Annotated in this window: 10 protein-coding genes; all 10 read right to left on the bottom strand. The window is 44.7% G+C overall.

Features of this window, described 5'->3' with window-relative positions; all coding sequences use genetic code 11:
- Positions 1–144 precede the first annotated feature (144 nt).
- On the bottom strand, positions 145–7200 hold the full coding sequence (locus tag AC58PV_RS07230) for a CBM96 family carbohydrate-binding protein (RefSeq protein WP_497431593.1): 7056 nt from the start codon (positions 7198–7200) through the stop codon (positions 145–147).
- A gap of 155 nt (positions 7201–7355) precedes the next feature.
- Positions 7356–8924 (bottom strand): type 2 periplasmic-binding domain-containing protein, encoded by a 1569-nt coding sequence (locus AC58PV_RS07225; protein ID WP_497431592.1) that lies wholly within the window; start codon positions 8922–8924, stop codon positions 7356–7358.
- Between the two features lie 113 nt (positions 8925–9037).
- A complete protein-coding gene (locus tag AC58PV_RS07220; RefSeq protein WP_497431591.1) occupies positions 9038–9919 on the bottom strand; it encodes a carbohydrate ABC transporter permease in 882 nt (293 codons plus the stop codon).
- 10 nt (positions 9920–9929) lie between these two features.
- Positions 9930–10910, bottom strand: coding sequence for an ABC transporter permease (locus AC58PV_RS07215; RefSeq protein ID WP_497431590.1), 981 nt, complete (start codon positions 10908–10910; stop codon positions 9930–9932).
- 99 nt (positions 10911–11009) lie between these two features.
- Entirely contained in the window at positions 11010–13178 is a 2169-nt protein-coding gene (locus AC58PV_RS07210; RefSeq protein ID WP_497431814.1) for a glycoside hydrolase family 52 protein, read from the bottom strand.
- A gap of 362 nt (positions 13179–13540) precedes the next feature.
- Positions 13541–14629 (bottom strand): response regulator transcription factor, encoded by a 1089-nt coding sequence (locus AC58PV_RS07205; protein WP_497431589.1) that lies wholly within the window; start codon positions 14627–14629, stop codon positions 13541–13543.
- Positions 14630–14636: 7 nt separating this feature from the next.
- Entirely contained in the window at positions 14637–16436 is a 1800-nt protein-coding gene (locus AC58PV_RS07200; protein ID WP_497431588.1) for a sensor histidine kinase, read from the bottom strand.
- A gap of 139 nt (positions 16437–16575) precedes the next feature.
- Complete coding sequence (locus AC58PV_RS07195) at positions 16576–18510, bottom strand: glycoside hydrolase 5 family protein (protein WP_497431587.1); 1935 nt, start codon at positions 18508–18510, stop codon at positions 16576–16578.
- 145 nt (positions 18511–18655) lie between these two features.
- Positions 18656–20191 (bottom strand): tannase/feruloyl esterase family alpha/beta hydrolase, encoded by a 1536-nt coding sequence (locus AC58PV_RS07190; protein ID WP_497431586.1) that lies wholly within the window; start codon positions 20189–20191, stop codon positions 18656–18658.
- Between the two features lie 44 nt (positions 20192–20235).
- A complete protein-coding gene (locus AC58PV_RS07185) occupies positions 20236–22068 on the bottom strand; it encodes an FAD-dependent oxidoreductase (protein WP_497431585.1) in 1833 nt (610 codons plus the stop codon).
- Between the last annotated feature and the right edge of the window lie 327 nt (positions 22069–22395).

Here is a 22395-nt window from a genome sequence, read left to right as displayed (position 1 = left end):
CTTCTGTGTGACTAGACGACATACGATTGGGTTATTGCCCATTTCCACCATCACCTCCTTTATAGTTTCCATCCTTTTACATAAATTGTAAGCGCATTCAAAATGTAAGATAATAACAGGGGACCGAAGTCCCCTGCAATTCCCTTAAGATTTGTTATACACTCTGTACATTAATACAGCTGCTTCCGCGCGTGTCGTTTGACCTGACGGATTAAGTAGATGACCAGCTCCTTCTACAAATCCGTTAGTAATCAATGCCATCAAACTTGCTTTGGCATAGTCGGCTACTTGCTCAGCATCTTGGAAGGAAGATAAGTCAACAACCGCTCCGCCGCTTAATTCCTTGCCCGATATGCGCAAAGCACGTTCTACCATCACCATCATATCTTGTCTTGAAATGGCTGCTGTCGGATTCAACTTATTTGCCCCTACTCCATTGCTAATCCCTAATTTCAGAGCAATACCTGCTGCTTCATAGTAGTAATCGTTCTTGGATACATCAACGAAATTCGCTTCAACTTCTGACGTGATGCCAAGTGCGCCAACTAACAATTGAAGGAAATCCGCTCTAGAAATATTGGCACTCGGACTATAGGTTGTGTCTGAGGTTCCATTCACAATCCCCTTGGAGGCTAACACTTGAATCGCTCCCACAGCCCATTGCACCTGAGTAAGATCGGTGAAAGATTTCACCTCATAACCCACAGCATACATACTGAAATGCGTCGTTTTAAATGTAATTTTACCCGTGGACACATCATACTTTGCCGGTACTTTCGTAATTTTCCCTGCACCGTCGACATACCAAATGGCAATATGCTCATGATGTTTCAGTTCATCTTCCGTTGGTGTATAAGCGATACTTACAGTAACAGGCGCATTGTTATTAGTCCAAGGCACAACTTTCCCATCCACCGTGGCATTCAACTCAATAACCGGCTTATTACCAATTTTCTCTCTAGTTTCGGCCTTTATGAGTGAAGTATCTGCCCAACCTATGGACACGCCTACTTTAGTAGACTGTTTGACATCATTTTCTGTAAACATGTTATCAGGGATGGTCACTGTTCCGATTGGCGTCTGCAAACGAATTGCCTTATCGGATTTAGCGTTACCTGGTTTTCCATCTAGGAAACCTGCCTTAGGAAGATCTAAGCTGTACGTCTTCGCACCCGTTTGTTCACTTAGTGTAACACTAATCACTTTATTCCCCTTTTTATCAGGTGTTGCTTGCTCAAATGCTTTGGAAAGCGTAGCTGTTTCAATGCCAGCTTGAGCTGTACCGTTCGTAAGAACTGGCGTTATCTCCACTTTGCCATCAACTGGCGTTGGCGGCGTTGAAGACACTGGACCTGAGCCTGAGCCTGAACCTGGATTAGGGTTAGGATCTGGAACTACAGTAGTCGGCACTTTGTAACTAAATTCCGCTGCGTTCAGACTTTCCAATAAACTGTTCGTTGCACTAGCAGTAAAGTAATAGGTCGTACCTGCTGTAAGGCCCGGAATTTCTGTACCTGCATAAGCATCTTGCGAAACAGTTAGTTGATTCGTATAAGCATGAGACTGTGTTCCATACTTAATCTTGTAGCCTTCTGCTCCCTCAACTTGATCAAATAAGGCTATCGTCTTCCCGTTGGTTGTGGAAAGAGAGAGATTCGCAGGTTGACTTAAACTGTTCAATAATTCAACCTTGAAGTCATCAAAATATACAGGCGTAATGACTGAGAAGATACCCACAGTTCCTTGTGTTAGCGTCGTATCAACAAGGTCATAAGCTAGCAAATCATCGATGTACAGTTTGATACGGTCACCTTCAAATGTTGCTTTCATTGTGTGTTCAAGCAATGACTTATTTAAAGTAAAATCATAGGTGATATCTGGTAAGAATGCTCCGTTCAATTTCCTTCTCAGCATGACTTTCTCAGTATTTGCCGTTTTATCATACTTGTAATCCGCCACATAGTACGTAGAGGACGTATTGGTTCTTCCAAGTAAGCCAATTTCCTTCGTTATGTCATCTGTAGGTAGTGTGAATTTAGCAGAAACTGCATAATTACGCCAATTCGCACCTTGCGTCAGCCACAGTCGTTCTGGATTGCCGATACCCAACTTAATTTTACCGTTTTCCATGACCGGGGAACCTGCTGACAACACCCAATCACTGACATACTCACCGTCGTTAAAATCGTCGTTGAACAACGTCGTGCTGTTCGCAATAGCCATCTTCTCCGCGGAAAGGGTGCTCGCACCATTGGCATTGCGACCTTCAAGAGCGAAATAATAAGGCGCTTGCGATACAGGTACTGTTACGACATAACCTGAAGCTGTGATGTTATCAATGGAATTTGTGTATTTACCTGAACTAATGCCATATTTCAGTGTATACGATGTGTTCTTCGGATCTGTAACAAAATTAATACGTAATTGATTGCCATCAGCAATGACGTCTGTAATTGTTGGAACAACAGCGTCTGGTACTTTCGGAGACATGGACAACTCCCTGGAGTTCACACTTTCCCCTGACGGATCAATGGATGTAACAACCATGTAATAGGTCGTATCATTCGTTAAACCCGTAATAACTGGGGCCGTGCTCGTTGTAAGGTAAGAGTTCGTATACTGGCCTGATACGGTGCCGTATTTGACTTTATAAGCACTCGCGCCCGCGATCCCCGTAAAGGTTAGAGACAGCTTACCATTACCGACACCAATGGATTGAAAATCTGGCGGTTGAACGCTGGCATTCTGCACAAGCACACCATCGAACTTTGCACTTGTTAAATCCGAGTAGAGACCGACTGCACCATTGGTAAATGTCGAATCCGTTGTCGTTAACTGTTCTACACCATCAACATGAAGCGTTAATTGATTTCCATCGAGAATAGCGCGTAGACGGTGCGCCGCTTCTGCTGATAAACTTACATCTTTCTGCACAAGTGTTGTCAGCGTACCTGCTACTTTTTTCTTAATAGCGAGCTTGCCATTCTTGTAGGAGAATAGATAGAAATTGTTCTCGTCTTGGACTCTTCCAAGCAGTCCGGTTTCGCCACCTGTCATATCTTTAATCCAAGCGAAATAACTGACATTACCGAAATTCTTCTTAGAATACATAACCCCGCTCACAGAGGCATTGCTCTGAGTTACTAGCTTTTCATTCTCGTCAACAGGTTTCGCTCCTGTCATGTGTGAAACAGGTTCCTTCGTATTATACGGAACAATACTGTCATTAACCGCCTGCCAGCTGCCGCTTTTCACTATCCAGTTGTCTGTCACATTGCTTGTAGCGCCGTCATAATTGAAGGTGTCGTTGAACAATGCCAACTTCAAATATCCCATCGAGTTCATACTGTTAATATAGAAGCTCTCTGGCAAGTAGCTCATTGCGATCTCATAGGAAGATTGCGTGAAATAGCCATTAACCACTTTGGCATAGTAGTCCGATACGCCAACTCGTTGCAGCTTCGTAATATTAGCTGCCATCGCTTCATTTCCAGGAGCATTCAAATAACCGTAATACCCCATAAGTCTCGTATTCTGCAAGCTAGGATCAATACCAAGCACCGTGTAACTTGCGCTTTGTCTGGAGCCCTTCGAATCGACAGCATCAAATTCGTGCCCCATGCCGAGCTGACCCAAGTAATCTCCTTCTTGTGCTGGATGCGTCCAAGATTTACTTTGCGTAGCATCATGAAGTTTCAATGGATTTTGGAGGAATTGCTCCAAAGACACCCCTTTGAAATACCAATTAGCAGGTTTAATCGTGCGTTGTATTTTATCTGCTTTTTCAGCCAATTTGGCTGCTTCTGTAGATGCTGTGGAGAAATTCGTTGTTTTCTCGAATGATTCCTTGATTTTGGTTAATCCCTGAGTATTCAACTCATTGATAAAGGAAATATGATCATAATTCTGTAGAATATCCTTCACATTTTCCAATCCCAAAATAAAGGAAGATGTATAGAAGATCGTGAGATTGGGCTCCCAGTAGTTAACCCCAGTGCCAATCCAGTTATTCGGATCTCCGTTCATACTAATGCGATCTCCCGCACGAAGATTCCCGGACTCATTGTATTCGTTAATTGTATAAGCAGTACTAATCAATCCAGCTTTAAACAACGTTAATAGCTTGGATTTCTCTGCCTCTGTGAACATGCTCATCACTTCTTGGTCATTCCACAAGAGTGCGATCGTGTAGAGCAAAGGTGATTGCCCTCTGCTGTCCAGTCCCCCTTGGAGATTAGGCATGTTCGCGGGCGTAGTAAGCATCTTCTTCACAGTCGACACATACCGATTGATGTAGATGGGATCCCGATCACCCGTTATAATCTCTTCTGCAATAAAACTGAGTCCCTTCGTATTTTTCAGTTCCACAGCAGAACCTACCGCTGCATCCATATTGCCAAATGTAATATTCTCCGTGTCAACCATGGCTTTCTCCAAATCCACTTTTCTTGGCGGCAGATAAGGATAGACCGTATTGGCTGCATCAAATGCTGCCGTTGTTAGATCGGTTGTCGCGACATTCCCAATGACATCCTTTATTGCGTTTGCGTTAATACGAATCTTATGGTTGCTGCCTGTCAATGCTTGAGCAAGAATAATTGTAATCGTGCTTCCACTCATGATAACCCGATCGGATTCGCCAAGCGCGTTATAGCTTGTTCCGCCATTTGAAGAAAGCATGATGGCTTGTTTGAGCTGGGCCTCATCCGCACCGTTATTGACGACATTTTCACTGAAGACAACTACAAGCTTCTTGTTAAAATTGGATGTAGACGCTGACTGAATGACCGGTGCGATTGTATCTGCAACCACTGGCTCTGACGTGTATAGGGTTGAAACCACATTACCCGCAGCATCTTTCAGCGTGTTCGCTGCTACGCGAAGTTGATTGGTACTGCCTGTTAGCTGCGCAGTGCGCGTAACTTTAAGTGTACCAGCTGTAACCGCAACAGTGTCTCCGCTTGCCAATGGCAAGAAATTCGTACCATCTGTAGAGAAGGTCACCGCTGCTTTCAAATCCGTATTATTAGCCATATTAGAAAGCAAGTTTTCGTTCGCTGACAATGTAAATTGCTTGCTTGTTGCATCGGTTTGTAACACCGAATTAAGATTTGGTGCTGTGTCATCAATGGACAGAGCATTCGTTGTGACACTGGTTGTAAGTACATTTTGCCCGTCATCTTGCAATGTATTCGCATTCATCTTGACCTTCGCACCCGTTTGACTCAACCGGTTCGCGAGTGTAATCGTTAACTTCGTTCCATTAAGTGCCACTTGATCATTGCTATCTAAAGCAACGAAAGTATTCCCGTCTCTAGCTAACGTAACAGCAGCCTTCAACGCATTGTTATTGGCTGTCGCATTATTCAGACGTTCAGTGAAATTCAGTTCAATGGTTTTATTCTCATTACTAACCGTGCTATCGGAATAAGCAGGTGGAACTGTATCATAGTTCAACAGCATTTGTGGGGCATTCGCTCCACTTTCTTTGGCATTCACCGTTCGGTTAGGAGACATATTTCCTAAGAGTACGAAAGATGCTGTGCCATCGGCTAGTTTCTGTTGCTGCACATAGGAAGTTACATCCCATTCATACCAACCGTTAGCTCCCCCTACGCTCGTTGAGCTAATTGCATTTCCATAGATAGGCTGGTTCGAATAGGTAATTCCTGATTCCGTCCAACTATCACCAACTTCATAGAGCGTTAATGTCTCCGCAGCTGTTCCCGCATCGCTAAAGTTCAAGCGTACTTTGGCCGAGTTGAAAATCCCTACAGTTCCAACCGCATATTTCAAGAAAATGCGGCGATTAAAGGTAGAACCGCCTTCTTTCAGTACCATCGTCGATTCTGTTCCGTAGTTGATTCCAACATTGGTCGCACCACTGTCTACTCTCGCATCTGCCGAAACAGTAATGGTTCTGGCATTCTCCAAACCACCCATAGTCGCTGTGACCGTGTCCACAGCAGTCAAGGTTCCACTGCTTGTTGATTTCAGTGCACTAGACGCTACTTTCACTTTATTCTGCAAACCAGTCAGAGCCTGATTAAGCGTAATAGTCAATTGGTTACCGTTAATCGCAACTTGATCTCCCGCTTGCAGTGCACCATATGTCGTTCCCCCATTGAGAGATATGGTTACGCTGTCTTTAAGTTGCGTTGCAGTACCTGACATGCTAATCGGCTTATCATAAGTCAGCGTAATGCTCTTGGCATCATTACCGACAACAGCCGTTGTATATGCAGGAGCGCTTGCATCTTGCCCTCCGATAAGCGCTTCTGTGATGACGGGAGTTCCAAGAATATTGCCAGCGGCATCCTTCAACGTTGCTCCAGCCACTTTAACTTTATTGGCTGATCCGTTCAGCGCTTGTTGCAGTTGGATCTGAATCCCGCTGCCGCTAATTGTTGCTGAATCGTTCGCTCCAAGCGGAGAGAAATCAACGCCATTTGTGGACACATACACATTATCCTTAACGGAGTTCGCAGTGTTAAGTACAAGATCTTCATTGAAATTCAGTTGAATGTCTTTGAAGTTCGCGCTGACTGCCGATGATTGGTACGCTGGTGGCGTATCATCTGTCGTAAAAACTAGCTCAGGCTTATTCGATGCATTATCTTTACTATTAATCGTTCTTTGTTCACCATTCGGCGGGTTGATGAGTACAAATGATGCCTTTCCTTCAATCACTTTACTTTTGATATAGCTGGTAAGATCTACTTCGTAATAGCCCGAAGCCGTACCTAGATTTAAACTCCCCACTAAAGCTCCAGGTGCAGGTCTATTGTTCCAATTCAGCGTCGTCTCGCTCCAAGGCGTTGCTTCGGAAACGGCATAGACTTGTGTAGTAACAGCATTACCCGATGTTGCATATATCCTCAATTTAGCAGTGGATATGGCATTGACGTTTGTAATTCCAGACAAATTAAATCGCATATACACCCTTCTTGTAAAAGGCGTTGCTGTCGTTAAATTACTGTCATCTTTGATATTCATCGTCGTGCCATTATATGTAGTAGATTGATTTGTAGTCGCGCCGCTTCCACCATCCACTTGGGCATCATCCACGGGATTCAGGGTAGGTAAAGCTGCAGCAATGGCAGGCTGAGGATAGAACATGAAAGTGCCATTTAATGCGCCTAAGATCAGGCTTATAACTAAGAATTCACTTAGCATCTTCCTCGTTTTTAGAAATAACAATGATCTTCATTCCTTCCAAATGGGAATTGATCATTTCACAATGAAATGATTGCGCTTACATTCAACCTCGTAAATAAATTCAATGGTTTTTGAGAAGGGGCAAGTGAGAAGAAATCTCCCACTTGCTACAAACATCCCTACGACTGAACTAAAACTTACTTCTTACCATTTGCATTATACCAATCTGTTGCTTGCTTAATCAGGTCGTTACCGCCACGCGTTCTCCAGTTTTTCACGAATTCATCGAAATAATCAACAGGTTGGTTCCCCAAAACAATTTTAGCTGCTGTTTCAACGAACATTGTACCTGGCTGTATGAATTCTCCGATTTCTGGTTGTGTAGATTTAAATGGTGGAGCACCTAATAAAATGTTCGGTTGACCTTCTTTTTTACCCACTGTAAAGAATTCTTCCATTTTCGCTACAGCTTCTGCACCAACTTGCACTTTCTTCAACTCTGGATTCCAACCTGCAAGATTGAACGTTAAGCTTCTCCAAAGGATGGTTTTATCGTCAGTATCTTTTTGTTTATTGTACGTAATCTGGCCAGCTGTGTCTTTGGTAAACGTATTGCCAGGTACACCGAAGTTAATAAATTCTTGACCTTCTTGTGTTACTAACCAATCAAAGAATTTAACAATCGCTGCTGGATCTTTTGCTTTTTTGGTAATAGAGAACGATTTGTTGAACGCGGAAATCCCGAATCCAGCATATTCTACACCAGGTGCTTTAGGCGATAGAAGTGGAGCAACGATTGCGCCTTTGCCTGGCAGCGCTTTATTTAATTTGTCTTGCCAATCCCACGCAAGGTTCGGATCGTGGACCCATACGCCGACTTGGTCATTTTGAATTTTTTGTTCCCACGTATTCCGTTTATTCGTCATAAATTCGCTGTCGAGCAATTTTTCATCATTTAATTGTCTCAAATAGGCAAGTGCTTGTTTCATTTGCGGGCTTGTATTGGATGGTACGACTTCCCCATTCACTAATTTCCCACCGAATGCGTTGGCTCCAAACATACCCAATACCGTGTCTAACCATGTGAAGTTTTCTCTTCCTGTTAATGGGATTTCATCCTTTTTCCCGTTACCATTCGGATCCTTATCACGGAATGCTCTCAGCATATTCAAGAACTCTTCCGGTGTTTTTGGTGCTTCTTTAATGCCGACTTTATCCATCCAATCCTTACGCACGAAGAACATCCGATTAACTGGTGAATCCCCACTAGCTGATTCAGGAATGGCATAGATTTTCCCTCCACGTGATACACCATCCCAAGCAGCTTTTGGTATGACCTTTTTCAAGTTCTGTCCGTATTTATCAATATATTCATCCAATGGAATCAACTGATTATTCGCGAATAAGTCCCCGTTAACACCATAGTCCTGAATGGCATCCGGTAATTCACCACTAGCGAATTTAACTTTCTTAAGCTGATCGGCCTGTGCATGAGGTAAGAATGTGATATCCAGGATCGTGTTGGTTTTCTCAGCCATATATTTAATCGTTGGATCATCCATTGGATTACCGCCCGGAACAGGCTGATTATTATCGGTCGTAAGCAAGCTAAATTTAACTGGTGCTTTAGGTGCCTCTGTCGCTTTCTCGCTAGCAGCTGGACTTGCTGTGGAACTGCCCTCTGATGATTTCGTGCTACATGCGCCAAGTACGCTCACCATGGAGACTGCAACAGCTAAGCTTAGCCATTTCTTTGAAGAATTCATTCGAAATTTCCTCCCTTTTTATATACATCGTTGTGTTCATTATATATGAAGACTTGCCGGAAAATGTCGAATGCGTACATAATGAAACATTTTCCAGGTGTCGACATAACGTCTTATTCTTTGACAGAGCCAAGTGTGGCTCCTTTAACGAAGTGCTTCTGTAGAAACGGATAGAGAATGACGATGGGTGCCGTAGCTAGGACAATTGTTGCCATTTCAAGTGCTTTTGGTAAAAGCTTACCACCTGCATCGCCGGATACAGCTGAAGCAATATCATTAGAGCTGCCAGCAGCAATCAAGAAGTATAGATACATTTGCAACGTCTGAAGATGCCTGTCATTGATGTACAGGAGTGGAGCAAAATAGCTATTCCAATGACCAACCGCATAGAACAAGAGCAGCGTTACCATAATAGGTTTCGACAATGGAACGACAATTTGCCAAACGATGCGATAATCACTCATGCCATCCACTTTTGCAGCATCGAAGAGCTCCTCAGGTAAATTGCGGAAGAACGTAATGCATAGAATCATGTTAAATGCGCTGATCGCACCTGGCACAATTAAAGCCCACATGGTATTAATCATATGAAGCTCCTTAACAACCAAGTAAGTTGGAATGAGCGGAGCCTGGAAAATCAAAGTGAAAATGATGAAAAGCATAATGGCCCTGCGGCCTCGCAGATACGATTTGGACAGGGGGTACGATCCGACGATGGTCAAAACCATATTGAGAATCGTCGCGATGATGACGACTTTCACCGTCATCCAGCCTGCTTTCCAGAATGCATCTGTCGCAATCACATATTTGAATTGCTGCAGTGTTGGCTCAACCGGCCAGAAGGAAACTCTGGATTGGATAAGCGCATTATTGGAGGAAAATGATCCCGCAATAACGTGTAAGAGCGGCAGTAGTGCAACAAGACTCATCACGACAAGCAAAATCAGATTGAAGGCATCGAATGCTTTCTCGCCCATGGATTGTTTGATCTTCATAAGATGCCTCCTAATATAAGCTTTCACCTGTGGTAGATTTACTAATTTGATTCGCACTCACGAGAAGCACGAAGCCAATAACAGATTTGAATAGTCCGATCGCTGTTGTTACGGAGAATTGACCATTCATGATACCTAAACGATAAGCATAAGTATCCAGGATTTCCCCAACCTCATACGTAATCGGGCTTAAGAAGATGTACACCTGTTCAAAACCGACATCCATGACATTTCCTATTTTCAAAAGCAGAAGAATGGTAATCGCAGGCAATAACCCTGGGAACGTCACATATTGGAATTGCTTCCAGCGGCCTGCTCCATCGATCTTGGCTGCCTCGTATAAGGAAGGGCTAATCCCGGATAGTGCGGCCAAGAATATGATGGTACTCCACCCCATCTCCTTCCATATGCCAGCCGATACAACAACTGAGCGGAAGGCTGAAGGCGATTGTAAGAAATCAAAGGGGGATAGTCCTAATCCTTTAAACATCTCATTCACGAGACCACTTTGCTGCGATAGCATCATGTAAGCCAATCCGTACACTAGCGCCCAAGATAAAAAGTGAGGCAAGTACAGAACCGTCTGGACAGAACGCTTGAACGCCATATTTCTGACCTCGTTCAAGAGACAGGCTAGAACAATCGGTGCCGGAAATGAAAATACGATCTGGTAAAGACTGATTAATAACGTATTCTTAATAAGTCGAGCATATTGCGGATTCGTGTACATCAGCTCAAACCATTGGAATCCAACCCATTTACTTTTGAAGAAACCGTCGAAAATATTGTAGTCCTTGAAAGCGATAATACTGCCTAACAAAGGCACATACTTGAAGGTTATGAAGTAAATGAATACTGGAATCAACATGATGTACAGCGCATTGTTTTTCTTAACAAATTGGAAAAAACTAAGTTCCCCAGATCTGTTTCTCTTCGCTGCAGCAGGTTTCGTCACTTGGACCGATGCTACATCTATGGTCTCGTTATTCATGGTCCCACTCCTTATTTCTTTGTATCTCTATTATATAAATTCATGTTTAGAGGTCCTAGTAGGGAATCTTTCGAAGTTCATGGTAATCTTCTGTTCTTATCAGAATTCGACAATATAGGTGATACGACCGTCTTCCATACGTGAAATCACCCTAGGAACAGTACCTTGTACCCAATCTGCGAATAAGAGAAGAGGAACTTGGAGGGAGCCACGGACTGGTGCAAAAGTCTTCGACCCACGAACGGCATCATAGGCAAAACCAGCTGCTGCGTCCAAATATCCGAACACTGCCACACCTCTAGGGTAGAAGCTTAAGCTGTTGCCATAGAACGTTTCGAAGAACATCGAGATGCCCTGCGTATTCGTCGTACTCTGCCAGCTCCAATAGTTCTCTGCAAGATGAAACAAATCGAGTCCCCGATAAGCTGCAGCAATGTCTCTCAGCATGTTCATTGAAATCCATCCTACCTTGCGCGAATGACTGGCAAGACCAGGAATGAAAATACTCTTATCTTGCATATCGATATAGCTCGTATGACGGCAACCGTACCGACCCAAGGTTTGGGCAGTCGCTGATGCCATATCAAGACGGAGTCTGTCATCGCCAAGACCTGTTTGATGCCCGACCATATCGAGTAAGGAAAGTCCATTTACTGTGAAAATATGATAGGCATCCCAACCTAGCAATTCACCTGTCTGCGGTTCCCCCGTCCAAGGATCCACGGTGCCATCCATCGTTCTGGATAACGTGACGGCATAATGATCCTCCAGCCAACCCTGTTCCTCAATTGTTGCGTGTGCGGCCTGCGCGAAATGCTCGTATTCCTGCAGCTCCACTTCGCCTACATACTGCAGGATTTGAATACCCGCTTGACATGCTGCCAAAGCTTTCACACCGAGATAAACCTGTTCAGAGCCATATTGAATCGCTGGAGAGGCATCATCCACCGTGTTGGCGCAACCCTTGTCAGGAATACCATTCCCCGTTGTGTCACAACGAACGATGAAATCCAATAGTTTACGAATAAACCCACTATGCTGCACGATCGTTGCGTCTCTTCCCGTTCGTCTCCAATGCGTATAGGCAAGCAAGATGTAATTCGTGCTCTCTTCGACTTCCATTTCGTGATGGTAATACTGTTTCGTACTATCCCCGAACACACCCATATCATGTGATAAAAACAGTGTCCCCTCGCCGCTTTCTCCCAAAACTCGCTTGCCGTCTTTACCAAACATCGGCCACTCGTTGAGCTCAAACTCTAACAGTTCGGGCCAAAACGCTAAGTAGAACGGACCTTGTGTGTATTCCACATCCACCGTGGAATGAAAATAACAATTGCCTTCCCACACGGTAAACCAGTCTTGACCGTTTTCGCGAACCACCCACCACGTATTCATTAACCAAGCGTGTAGTGTTTGAGCGAGTAATTTCGAGGTGGAATCACCTAACGAATGATTCGAAATGATGCGATCTACTGTGATCGTGTTTTCTTTCACCGCCTCGGCATTCTCGATCGCCCAATCGACAACCCCCTCAAGATTGGCAAACTTTTGCGTGTATTTGAAAGGACTGCGAGTTCCTAGCACATTCAGCAATGGGGCATCGTATGTACACCAAGCAAGTGAAAGTTTCGTCCCTTCCATCCCTTTATGTAAAGAGAAAGGCGAAGTTAAGCACGTGCCATCCCATGTACCTGAAAGAATAGCGAGTTGATCCGTGCATGCAATAACTTCTTCATGGGATCGAATCGCTTGGCGGTGATCATCTTCTTCATAGGGGCGTAAGATAACCGAATTGTACGCAGCCTCGATACGCCCTGATTGTGCATGTTGCTGGAAACTGAAACCTTCACCCGTGAAACCTAGGAACAACTTGCCTTCTACAATTTCATCGTACTGCGCAGTCCATCGGAATGAGGATGGCAAGCGGTCCACCTCTAAATCCAAGTACACCACAGGGACTGTACTGAATTCATTGTCCCTTGGACGGAACGGAATGCGAGCTGTTAGCTTTATATGAATTCCCGTGGACGGATCAATTCCGCTTAAAGTCATCGTGGTTGCTGTCATTTCTTGATCCATGAATTCAAATGATTGTTGATCGCCACGCAAGGGCAGTGTGAGTCTGCGATCACCGATTTCGATTCCTGCATGCAGATGAATCGGCAATCCTGGATGATTGCCATGACGAACTAAATAAGCTTGGTGCCCAGCTGGATCCCACCCGATCCCCAGCCTTGACCCTAATACGGTTAATGCATCTCCCATTAATTGCAACGTACATTCCTCCTGAATTTGCTTGCTCTTTGTTTGATATCTCTAATTATAGGACTGGGGACAGAAGGCAAACAGTGGAGGGGCTTTCGATTTACTACGACAATCTTCGGGAATTTAGAAGAATAACGCATAAACCATTGGGGGGACTACGGGGATTACTGAATGGGGATCATTCGGCAGAATAGCTATAATGGACAACATTAACTGTAGGTTATCCATCTGTTCTTCATTTGAATGGATAATCCAGAAAAATAACTGTACAAAATCCAGCTATTCGCTTGGAGTACCTTTCCATAGGGCAAAAAAAAAGACCGTACCCCGAAAGCCGCATGGTACAGTCCTTTTCCTATGTATTAAGATTTCATTCGCTTCTTATAATCGAGCGGGCTTAATCCGTAGTGCTTCTTAAACAATTGAGAGAAGTAAGTGACGTCTTCATAACCGACCTGATTAGCAATCGTATAGATTTTCTCCGACGATTCCATCAGAATATTACGCGCTTCCCGCATTCGAATGGATACCGTATAGGTACCTATGGTCATTTCTGTTTCTTGCTTAAATAAGGTGCACATGTACGTTTTGTTCATGGCAACATGATCGGCAAGCTCCTGCAAATTAATTTGCTCACCGAAGTGGAGATCAATGTATTGTTTCACTTTATCGATGACTTTCACCGATTGTTGATCACGAATTCCACGCATCGTTTCCACTAGCAGATGAGAGCCTTCTTCCAGCCTTCTCACCGCACATAGTCGATAGTAGCTTCGAACCGCTTGCAAGGACAATGTTGTATCGCCTAATCCCACATCATTCCCTTCGTCAAGCTCCAACTTGAAGCGTTCGGATGAAAGCTCTTCAATAATCGTTCGCAGCCACAAATTGCTTAATGGATTCAGTAAGTTAAAATTGCCTTCAACCCAACCTTCCAGTAATTCCAACGTTTCTACAATGAGTAGCGGCAGTGTCTCTACATGCAAGGTACGTATGTGTTCGAGCCACTTATCTACCCATTGCTTATGATGGGGAAGCTTTCTCAGCATCAATTGCGCTGCATCACGGTTACGATCTTCTTCCAATCGTTCCTTGGCCAGATCAAGGGCACTGAACAGAAGATCCTCGTCAACTGGCTTCATGATGTAATCCAAGGCGTGCAGTTGAATACTCATTTTGGCGTACTGAAAATCATCATAACTCGAGACAACCACACATCGCATCCAAGGGAAGCGCTTATTAATTTCGCCAATTAACGTTAACCCATCCATCATGGGCATCCGGATATCCGTAATGCATAAATCAGCATAATGTTCCTCCAGCCATTCCAAAGCCTTAACCCCATTAGCGGCGGTTCCTGCTACGACGGTCGTTTGCTGGTAAGCATCAATAGAAACAGAGAGACTATCTCGAATCAAGGAAGAGTCGTCCACAAGAAGTACGCGTATCATCACATCTTCACTCCTTTACCCGATTTGGAAAAATAACACTGACCCGTGTGCCGCCTTGAGCGGAAACGCGTTCAACCATAATTCCCGCATGTGCATGATGCAGATAAAAAGTTTTGAGACGATAATGCACATTTAACATACCGATTCTTAACAGCTGCAGGAATTCCTGCTGAGGTATTACCTGACTAAGCGCCTCACGAATTTCGCTTAACTTCCCTAACGATATACCAGACCCATCATCTTCAATATCGACACGAACATAATCCTTTTCCCACAAATAAGCAGAAATGCGAACTTGAAGCTTCTCGCCTGTCATTTCATATCCATGTTTAATACAGTTCTCAACAAATGGTTGAATACATGCTTTTAGACAAGCACTTTGTGCGACCTCAGGAGCGATGTCAAATTGAAACGCCAACTCGTTCGGATATAGGTTATCCATAATTTGAATGTAATCGCGAATATGACGAATTTCTTCCTCTACGGTAACTAAGGATTCCTTGTAATTCGATGTATAGCGCAGCATATTCGATAGGGCGATCGTTGACTTCCTGATCTGTTGATGCCCAGCCAGATTGGCCATCGCATTAATCGATTCTAATGCGTTATATAAGAAATGCGAATTGATTTGCGATTGCAGTGCTGATAACACGGCTTGCTGCTGAACCATTTTGGACTCGGCTAACAAATGAATGGAAGCATCGATCCGATCCAGCAACAGATTATACGACTCGGCTAAATCGGCAACTTCGTCCGTCCCTTTCACATCTGGGCGAATATCGAATCGCCCCAGTTTCGTCGTACTGATTGTTCTGCGAAGCAGCTTAATTCGCTTCGTGATGGAGTGAGAGACAAAGTACACTAACACAATGGCAACTAGCAGACTAAGCGAAGCAATCGCTACCGTCCAATTGCGAATTTCAATAATGCGTTGTGCCAAGTCCTCATAGGGGACGAATACGATAACTCGCCAATCCACTTTCGGAATCGATTGATACACAATCATCTGGGTACGATCCTGATTATACATGTAACCTGATGGCTTGCTTTTCATAGCTTCCATCATGGGATGAGCCAATTTCGTATTGATCATATGTAAATCTGGTGCAGAGATGACGTTGCCTTCGGCAGTCGTAATTAAAGCTTGTCCATTGCGTCCCAGCTCGATTTCATCCAGAATTTGTTGCGTCGGCATCAATGAAATATCTACGGCCAGATACACCGGTTGATCACTATAATACAACTTTTGTACGTAGGTTAATATCGGCAGTTGAATGAGTTGACCAAGGCTATTCTTATAATCACCACGAAGATTGACAAATGATTGAATTCTGCCTGTATCCGTTATCTTATCTTTCATGTCGGAGTTAGCAAAAGAATACGCTGTATCTAGAACCGTATCTCGTGTTTCATTTCGATATACAATCTGATTCCCGTTCTCATTGTAGAGCATGATCGAAAGCGTTTCCTTATGAAAGCTAATGTAGGGATTAATAATCCGATTTTCCATATCCTTCAGCTTGCTATAGTTCCCATAAGTATCCCCTGCGTTAATGCGTGTCCAATCTTGAAAGTCTTGACTGACAACTAGCGTTTGGAAAAATTGCTCATTATCGTTAATATACCGGGTTAGATTCAACGTCGCCTGCTTCAAAATTTGATTGCTAAATCGCTGTGCATCCGATTCAATCGCTCTTGCGCTTTTATCATAGCTAAAGCTGCCAATCGTAATTACAACCAAGATGACAATGCAAGAAATCATAAGAATGAGTTTCCACTGCAAGGAACTTTTTATATAGCTGAACAAACAAATTCGCCTCCCATGCTTACTTAGCATGCATTATACACCTTGAACCGCAATTTGTTTAGCACCGAATTAATACCAAAAAATATCCAGTCATAGAACAGCGGGTAGGCTGTTTGTGCTGGATATTGGTTTAGATGAATTATTTCTTTCTCAAAGTCACAATGACAGCATCATTCGCAGCTACGTGTACCCTCAAAGTCCCGTTCACACCCTGTGGATGCTGGCCATAGAAGCTCTCCTCAACATGCCAACCCGCCTTCAACTCGAACGAAACTTCTCTATCTGCCTCCGAGTAGTTGATCAGAACTGCAATCGTTGTGTTCTGATCCGAAGGGTGTTCTGTAATCCCGATGTGAGGCTCATTTACATGTAGAACACGAGCGTTCCGCGCCTCTTCGGAAATGGTTTCATACATTTTCCAGTAAGGGAATTGCTCCGGATTGTAGCTGACACCTGGCTGTTGGGACATCGCGAGCTCAAGTGGCAGGGCACAGAAGTACACGGTTCCTTTGCCATATGAGGCTTTCGTCAGAACGGGATTGCCATCCGCTTCTGCTGCTAATATTTCCCCACGATCATTGCGGAAATCAAGCTTAAACACACTTGGTATCGTAAGTGGAATGTTACCACGATCTGCTTGTTGGTAAGCAACTGCATCACTTGCTCGGCGACGGCGATTCTGTACAGTTAAACCTGTAAGTTCAGCGAAGTTCAGCATGTATCCGTCATTGGAGGACAGATATAAGGTGGCTCCGTCACGAACTTTATCCAGCAGCTGTTCCCAACGCTGCTTCGCTACACCAAAAACGCCGGTCACGCATGGCAGCATATAGAAGTTCGCATCTGGCAAGGATTGATCCTCAAATCGGAATTCGATATCAAAGCCAGCTTGCTTCGCTAATAGAAAAGAACCGATCGCTGTAGCCCAATGATCCTGTGTACTGTTGAGAATACAGACAGCCTCGACTTTACGTGCTGGCAGTTTCTCAAACGGCATAGCTTGAATGACTTTCTTGAGTCGTCCCATTTCTTGAAGAGCAGGCTTTACACGCCCTTCCTCGGTCATAAGACCAAGTTCGCCTTCACAAGCAACCCAATCGTACGGTGCATGATTAAGTTTCGTTTGGTCATTCGCACACCACCATAACAGGCCTGGAAGACCGTGTGCCCACTGTGAGATCATGCTCGTCCGTGCAAACGCGGCAGCTACATCCTCACTGCAAACCATAGGTCCCATCGTTCCCATTTCCTCTGCGAAGCAAGGCTTTTCTCCAATTTGTGCATATAATAGACTTTCCATCGTCGCATGTATCGTTGGTCTCATTGAAGTCAATGGATCGAAATCCATGTAAGCGGTCCAGAACGGATACGGGTGTGTTGTCAAAATATCGGTGAGCTCGCCTTGATCCTGCATGGTCCAATTCCCTTTGGGAAACAGGCTATGCATGCCTGAAATGAGCGGGCGCGTTGCATCCTTAGCTTTAATCGCATTCGCAATAGAAGCTGTCCATACGTAAGCTTCTTCTTGGGATTCAACTTTCCCCATTACGTTACACTCGTTTCCGAGATCCCACGCGATGATTGCGTCATTCTCTTTCATCTGTTTCACGAAATACTGAACGAATCGTACTTGCCAGCGAATGGCATCGGGATCAGTCAGAATCGCTTTGCCCCGCAGTGCAGGAGGAACGAACAAACGGCCACTCATCCACCCCGTAATTAATCCGACAATGAGCTTGATGTCATACTTCTTGGCGATGTCCGTAAAAGCTTGGAAGCGTGCCATCATTTCTACAGACATACCTGCTTTACCCGCTTCTGTATCTGGCAATCTTTCTTCACCGAACCTGTAGCCGAAATGCCCGCCTTCACCTGTATACATATTCTCAATCGGCTGGAAATCCGGCCACAAGGGAAATACGCGAATAACCTCAATGCCCGCCTCCGACAATCTGCGCAAATCGAGATCAACCTGCTCGGGATTCCAATCGGACCACATCGCAGTTCCTGCATGTGACGCCCAATAATTACAACCTACAAAAAATGTGCTTGGCAAATGTAATAATTGATTCAAGATACGTTCCTCCTAGAAGATACTAACTATAACGTATCTCAAGGGTACCTAATTTGGGCCGCATACACTATAATAGAAATCTCAAAAAGTATAACAATTCTACTTTTCCTAATTGGAAAATATAAACAACTATCATTAAAATCGTTTACACTAAATATTTGTCCCCTGGGATAAGAACGCCACCTCGAGGTTGTTCAACACCCTGATAACTGGCTGGCAAATTAGGATCTCCTGAGATGTAGACGGGAAGCTTCGGATAGGGGTAAATGGGTCTTTGGAAGCTAACCCCATTCGGTGCAAAACCATCGATAAACGCAGTTGCCATCAGTTCATCTGGCGCCTTTCCATACTCAACCCGTTCCACCATAGCAGATAAAATGTCATGTTCATTATTTCCTGGTAAACCATCAATGCCTCTGGTCCCTATCTCATGCAATCCAGGTCCACCCCCGCAATGCCCCATTCCTGGCACTAGGAATAACCGGAAGAAATCCTGGGTTTGATCAAGGCCGCCCTGACCTTCAATCACTCGCTCATAATAGTGGAGCGCATCTTGATAGGGAACAAGCGGATCCGCTGTCCCGGTGTATAACAGTATTTTGCCACCTAAAGCTTTCATTTCGCTAACATCCGGATTATTCGCATTCAGAATTGGCGCTAATCGTTCATTCAACGTATCCAAATCACGATCAAAATCAAATGTCGCATAATCAAAATCTGCCCCGAACACCCAATGAAAAGGATATAGCAGCGATGAGGGGAGTACTTCTGGATTTTGTTGAAGATCTAACCCACCCCCGCAATCCTCACTCCCATAGGGTAGTGGCGTATAGATACGCTCGCCTGTTCTCGGATTCGTTGGACCGGCATAAATCAGCTTCAGTGCGGATATCTGTTCGTCGGTAAGTCCTTCGCCATCATTACCACCCTGTGAAACAGCCAATGTTTGCAGATCAAATTGTAGTAGCCTTGGGTCCGTAAAGAAGTTATCACCTTGGTGAACACCGCCATCCGTCATCCGTCCATGCTCGACTACTTTGCGAGATATGCGTGCAATTTGCTCCTTCGTGAAATGCGCGCCTTTCCCTTGGTTTGTTACTTTGAAATTCCACAAGAATCCCGTATGCAAGTGAGTGCGATTGTTTGCCGGTGCCCCAGCGATGATCCCTTGATAATCAGACGGATAGCGCTGCGCTTCCATTAACGCTTGTTGACCGCCTGTTGAACAGCCCATGAAATAAGCGTAACTAGCTGACCGCTCGTAATACAATTGGATGAGTGCTTTCGCCGCTATCGTCATCTCGTGTGTTGCACGATAACCGAAATCCACCCATCGTTCCGGATGTCCTATAGCCTCATTAGCATTAGGCGAGGTGCCCATATCCGTATTCGCTGTCGCAAATCCTCGCCGCACTCCCATTGCAAGCGGTGTGTAGTTGATAGAGCCCGCACCACCTCCATTACCCGTGCCAAGGAATCTGCCATTCCATGCTAGGGGCAGCCAAAGTTCCACACGAATGTTGGATTCCGCAGTAGGCTTCAGTTGAAGTGAAACTCGGCAAAATGCTGGTAAATCGGTAAATATGCGATCTTCAGCTAATCTGAGACTCCCTTCTGTCACCATTTGAACATTCGTAATTGTACAACCTGGCATATCCGCATTTGCAAATCGTACTTCCATAACGCCGTCCTCCTCGAATTGATGTCATCAACGGTTAAGCTGCTTCATTGACATCTAATTTCAAATACGCGAGCATGATCCAATCCATTCGTGCTTATAACTTCCAAGCGAAGCTTGCATACATCCTTTAATCTTACATGTCGCGTTACTTGCCTTTGGTAATTATCTTGAATCAACATTACTTGACGAGCATCCCCATCTGGTTTCGCAACATAAGCAATGACTCGGAAATCCTTTAACGTTTCTGGCTGCGGTCCCCATTCATTTTTCTTATGCAACTGCTCCTCGTGTGTCAGTGTAAGTCTTCGGTGCATGCCTGTATCAAGTACGATAGTAATTTCGTTAATAGAAATCGGTGTTTCCCATGCTAACTCAATCCAAGGTGACTCGTCATCAGGCTGTGACATCCACCTGTGGGAACCAGGAAGAACGAGGTCCTGCCTTACACCGTTTGTGCCATGCATCGAACGGGTATAGCCATCTATTACTTGCGATGCTTGGCCTAGCGGTTGCTCGGATGAGGCTCGAACTTTCGCTTGGCTAGCCAAGTTATCGCTCGCTGGAATGCCGGGTAAGAACGCATCCTGGCTGATAAGCCGCTGTTGTGCCTCTCGAATTAATGCTTGGTTCTTATACGCCAACTCAAGGGGAATACCTGCTTCAATTGCCAATGCAGCGAATGTTCCCGCACCTTGCCCCATAACACCACAGGTTGCCATGACTCTCGTGCTTGAAAATGCAATATGTGTAGCAGATATATTCCGTCCGACAAACATTAAATTAGCCACATTAACACTGACCAACGACCTTAAAGGAATGCCATATACATGGTTTGTGTGTGGTTGATGGCAGGGATCGATCTCTTTGGCCTCAATCCCCTCTGGTGGATGTGTATCCATGGGCCACCCTCCGTACGCGATGACATCTTCAAAATGAACCAACGTTTCCAAATCCCTTTGCGTCAACACATGGTGACCAATGAATCGACGAGATTCTCGCTTGCCAGGCAGGAACCCGAACCAATCCAACGCCCAGTTCTCTGATTCTGGATGATGGCCACTATTTTTGATATGATCCCACACACCCATCATAATGGCCAGAAGTTCATCACGAATCACTTCATTATCGGAGATCGTATCCAGCATTCCGCCGAACTCTACCCACCAATACCCGTATTCCCATGACGCATGACTGCGGTATTTCAAATCCTCCTCCGAATAGGACTTCGCCCATACCGGGGGAATGAATGCCATCGGTTTCCCCATATTTCGTGCCGTAAATAACAACGAAGAACCGAGCCGATACGTATCGGCCACTGCACCAGCAAATGTCTCTCCATATTTGGCAGAAGACTCTCGACCTGTCGTGAATTGGGCTCCGGCTTCTTTGCCGAGACGGCCGTCTCCCGTACAATCTATGAAAATGTTCGCACCTATTTCAAAGCTATGCTCCGTGCTTTCCCTCGTTGCCCAAGCTGATTCAATCCGATTGCCATTCATTCGTACACCGATGATGGTCGTATTCAGCATGAGCGTTAAGTTCGGTTCCGCTCTGCACTTCTCATATAAGAGGAGATCCAGCATCGAGGCACTTCGCTGTGGATTGCGAACCGCGCACTCCAACAGAATTTCTTCCAGAATTCCGCCTTCTCTAGCTTCCGTCTCTAATGCTGTCCCTCGCTTAGAGTGTGCCGCCCCGACAATATGCATACGGATCTCCGAAGAGGCGTTGCCTCCCAGAACCGAGCGGTCCTGACACAGCGTTACCTTAGCACCGTTCCTCGCAGCCGCAATGGCTGTTACAACACCTGAAATGCCGCCTCCGGCAACCAGGATATCTGTATGAACGTGTTGTTTCTTGCTTTCTCCACTCATCATTGCTGTTCTCCTCCACGACCCGTTTTTTGGAATAACAGATAGAGATGAAATCGAATAGAAAATTACTCTGCCCATTTCGGAAGCGCATACAATTTTGCAAGGTATACATTTAGTTTCATCTTAACTCTTCTTCGACTAGTATTGTATAATTTTTTTACACATATATGGTTGTATTGTGGAATCAACCTTTTACAGTGTCTTGAAGCAGTTCGTTGAAGCATATTTGCAGAGATAGCATTATGGAATCATCTTATTTGCTTGTCTAGTAGAGAAACCGGAAGATTAGCGTTATGCCATAGCGTTATTTCAGGTTAAAAGGCCAAATTC

The organism is Paenibacillus sp. J22FR83 (genome assembly GCF_059691955.1).
This window is presented reverse-complemented; position numbering and strand designations above follow the sequence as displayed.